The sequence below is a fragment of the Streptomyces viridochromogenes genome (assembly GCF_001270495.1).
GTDB classification, from domain to species: Bacteria; Actinomycetota; Actinomycetes; order Streptomycetales; family Streptomycetaceae; genus Streptomyces; species Streptomyces viridochromogenes_A.
Genome location: NZ_LGUR01000052.1, coordinates 1 through 3,319, shown reverse-complemented (window position 1 = coordinate 3,319; position 3,319 = coordinate 1). Strand labels below are relative to the sequence as shown.

The window sequence follows — 3,319 nt, the reverse complement described above, 5'->3', positions numbered from 1 at the left end:
TCCAGCCCGTCCGGCGATTGAGGACGAGGCCGCTCAGGCCGATAGCCGGGGTCTGGGGGCGGCAGCCCCCAGCGAGGGCGACACCGGCGCCGGGCGCCTCCTCACGCGTCCCCGTACTTCGTCACGCGTCCCCGTACTTCGCGTCGGCCGCCGGATCCAGCGCCAGCCGGTACCCCCGCTTCACCACCGTCTGGATCAGCTTCGGCGCCCCCAGAGCCGTACGCAGCCTCGCCATCGCCGTCTCCACGGCATGCTCGTCCCGCCCCGCACCCGGCAACGCCCGCAGCAGCTCCGCGCGCGGCACCACCCAGCCCGGCCGTCGGGACAGGGCCCGCAGCAGGGACATCCCCGCCGGCGGCACCGGCCGCAGCGCCCCGTCGACCAGCACCGCGTGCCCGCGGATCTCCACCTTGTGCCCGGCGATCGGCAGGGAGCGGGCCCGGTTCGGCAGTTCCTGGCAGAGGAGCTGGACCAGCGGGCCGAGGCGGAAGCGTTCGGGCTGGACGGTGTCGATGCCGAGGGCCTGCAGGGGCAGCGCGGTGACCGGGCCGACGCAGGCCGGCAGGACGTCGTGGTTGAGGGCGGCGAGCAGCTCCGGAAGCAGCCCGCGTTCCTCGGCCCGTGACAGCAGGGACGCGGCGGCGGGTGCGCTGGTGAAGGTGACGGCGTCCAGGCCTCGGGAGACCGCCGCGTCCAGCAGGCGGTCGACCGGTCCGATGTCCTCCGGCGGCAGCCACCGGTACACAGGCACCCCGAGCACCTCCGCTCCCCCGGCCTTCAACGCCTCCACGAACCCGGGGAGCGGCTCCCCGTGCAGCTGGATGGCGATCCGGCGCCCGTCGACGCCCTCCTCCAGCAGCCGGTCCAGCACCTCGGCCATGGACTCACTGGACGGCGACCACTCCTCGGTCAGCCCGGCGGCCCGGACCGCGCCCTTGACCTTGGGGCCGCGCGCGAGCAGCTCGACGCCGCGCAGCCGGGCCAGCAGGTCCTCGCCCAGCCCCCATCCGTCGGCGGCCTCGATCCAGCCCCGGAAGCCGATCGCGGTCGTGGCGACCACGACGTCGGGTGTGCGCTGAATGATCTCCTTGGTGGCGGCGAGCAGTTCGCTGTCGTCGGCGAGCGGCACGATGCGCAGGGCTGGGGCGTGCAGCACGGCGGCGCCGCGCCGCTGGAGCAGCGCCCCGAGCTCATCGGCCCGGCGCGCGGCGGTGACGCCCACGGTGAACCCCGCGAGGGGTCCGTGGTCGGGTTGCTGCTGTTCGTCGTACATAACTCTCGTCCCGCACTCGAGTTGTGGTGCCTGCGCCAGGTGGCGCCACCGGGGGTGGCTGGGAGCGGCTCCTGATCGCACCCATGGTGGTTACACCTGCATGCCGAGCGAGCCTGTCAACGGTGCGTGACAGGCTCGGTTCGACTTGATGTCAGCGGTGTTACGTCACACCTCCGCGTAGCTGAGCTGCGGCTTTGCCTCCGTCGTCGCTGTGGCGTGCGTCTCGGAGGCGGCCGGGCGGCGAAGGTATACGGCCCAGGTGACCACGAAGCAGGCGCCGTAGAAGGCGAGGAAGGCGACGAAGGCACCGGTGCCGGAGCCGACGGTGAGGAAGGACTGGCGGAAGGCGAGGTTGATGCCGAGCCCGCCGAGCGCGCCCACCGCGCCGATGAGGCCCATGGAGGCACCGGAGAGCCGGCGGCCGTAGGCGGCGGCCTCCTCACCCTCCAGCCCCTTGGCCACGGCCTTCGCGTGGAAGATGCCGGGGATCATCTTGAACGTCGAGCCGTTGCCGAGGCCGGACAGGACGAACAGGGCGATGAACGCCACGGTGAACAGCGGCAGCGACTCCTGCATCGAGGCCACGATGACGACCGAGGTCGCGGCGGCCATCGCGACGTAGTTCCACAGCGTGATCTTCGCACCGCCGAACCGGTCGGCGAGCGCGCCTCCCACGGGACGGATCAGGGAGCCGAGCAGCGGGCCGATGAAGGTGACGTAGGCGGCCTGGAGCGGCGTACGGCCGAACTGCGTCTGAAGGACCAGCCCGAACGCGAAGCTGTAGCCGATGAACGAACCGAACGTGCCGATGTAGAGGAAGGACATGATCCAGGTGTGGGCGTCCTTCGCGGCGTCCTTGGCGGCGCCGGTGTCGTTCTTCACGGACGAGATGCTGTCCATCTTCAGCCACGCGAGGACGGCGGCGATCACGATGAACGGGATGTAGATCCCGAGCAGCAGGCGCGGGCCCCCGCTGGCGCCGATGACCGCGAGACCGATGAGCTGCACGACGGGTACGCCGATGTTGCCGCCGCCGGCGTTCAGACCGAGCGCCCAGCCCTTCTTACGCAAGGGGAAGAAGGCGTTGATGTTGGTCATGCTGGAGGCGAAGTTCCCGCCACCGACACCGGCCAGCATCGCGCACAGCAGGAACGTGGTGAACGACGTCCCCGGCTCCATCACGGCGAACGCGGCGACGGTGGGCAGGAGCAGCAGGCTCGCCGAGATGACCGTCCACATCCGGCCACCGAAGACGGCGACGGCGAAGGTGTACGGCACGCGGACGATGGCGCCGACCAGCGTGGCCATCGAGACGATGAAGAACTTGTCGGCCGGGGTGAGCCCGTACTCCGGCCCCATGAAGAGCACCATCACGGACCACAGGGTCCAGATCGAGAAGCCGATGTGCTCGGAGAGGACCGAGAAGAAGAGGTTCCGCTTGGCGGTCTTCTCACCGGTCTCGTTCCAGAACGTCTCGTCCTCGGGGTCCCAGTGATCGATCCAGCGGCCTCCCCTGCTTGCGGCGGGGGCTGTGCTAGGGGCTGTCATGACGCCTCCACGGTACTTCGGGGCTCGGTCGCCTACGAGTGGCTGCTCCCGAAGGTAGGGAGGGCTCGTTTCCGCGCTGTGGCCACGAGTGACCGGAAAGGAACTTTGCTCTCACCCGGCCGAGAGGGGGGATGAGAGGTTTGGTGGTCGTTCCCCTATATGGAGGGCGTCTGCGGGAGGGGGGGAGAGAGGGAGCCGTCAGCGCTGCGGGGGCTGCGGAGGCTGCGAGGGCTGCCAGTGGGGGTTCTGCTGGGGGTAGGGCTGCGGCTGGCCGTACGGCTGCTGCTGGGGCTGCCCGTATGGCTGGGGCTGCGGCTGCGGCTGCTGCGGTTGTCCGTACGGCTGCTGCTGGGGCTGCCCGTATGGCTGCGGCTGCTGCGGCTGCGGTTGTCCGTACGGCTGCGGCTGCGGCTGTCCGTATGGCTGCGGCTGAGGGGTGGCGTACGGTCCCGGGGGCTGGGGAGCGCCGTAGGGGCCCGGGGCGGGGTACGGGGCGGG

At 70.9% G+C, this 3,319-nt stretch carries 3 protein-coding genes; 1 reads left to right on the top strand and 2 read right to left on the bottom strand.

Annotation, left to right across the window (positions count from 1 at the left end; genetic code table 11):
• Positions 1–121 precede the first annotated feature (121 nt).
• Complete coding sequence (locus ADK36_RS08050) at positions 122–1,273, bottom strand: uroporphyrinogen-III synthase (RefSeq protein WP_048587560.1); 1,152 nt, start codon at positions 1,271–1,273, stop codon at positions 122–124.
• A gap of 165 nt (positions 1,274–1,438) precedes the next feature.
• A complete protein-coding gene (locus ADK36_RS08045; RefSeq protein WP_048587559.1) occupies positions 1,439–2,821 on the bottom strand; it encodes a nitrate/nitrite transporter in 1,383 nt (460 codons plus the stop codon).
• A 237-nt stretch (positions 2,822–3,058) separates the two neighbouring features.
• Between ADK36_RS08045 and ADK36_RS49425 the strand changes: the two genes are divergently transcribed.
• On the top strand, positions 3,059–3,319 hold a 261-nt coding region (locus ADK36_RS49425; RefSeq protein WP_199830134.1), incomplete at its 3' end, for a hypothetical protein.

What these genes read in the sequence shown, in the direction of transcription:
- ADK36_RS08050 (WP_048587560.1), bottom strand. Translation starts at nt 1,273, where the DNA reads ATGTACGACGAACAGCAGCAACCCGACCACGGACCCCTCGCGGGGTTC.
- ADK36_RS08045 (WP_048587559.1), bottom strand. Translation starts at nt 2,821, where the DNA reads ATGACAGCCCCTAGCACAGCCCCCGCCGCAAGCAGGGGAGGCCGCTGG.